The 217-nt window shown below is 46.5% G+C and carries 1 protein-coding gene; it reads right to left on the reverse strand.

The annotated features are described in order from the left end of the window. Positions 1–217: phosphotransferase (locus B2751_RS10855; protein WP_290774757.1), on the reverse strand; the 217-nt coding region annotated here is incomplete at both ends.

A 217-nucleotide genomic window follows, 5' to 3' on the forward strand; every position in this document is an offset into this window, starting at 1 on the left:
TCGTCGCATCATGCCAATCAATGACGACGAATCTTTCATCCGCTGTCACGAGGATGTTCTGAAAATGAAAGTCCCCATGGAGCAATCCTTGCTGTGGTGGAACGTGAAGCGTCTCTAACAATTGTTCCGCCTTCAAACGTAATTCAGGTGATAGATGACGCAATTTTTGATAGGTGACATCGTGCCATCCAGGTGCTACAAGCGATTGATGCTGATG

It is taken from the genome of Exiguobacterium sp. UBA6282 (assembly GCF_002440475.1).
Lineage (GTDB): Bacteria > Bacillota > Bacilli > Exiguobacteriales > Exiguobacteriaceae > Exiguobacterium_A.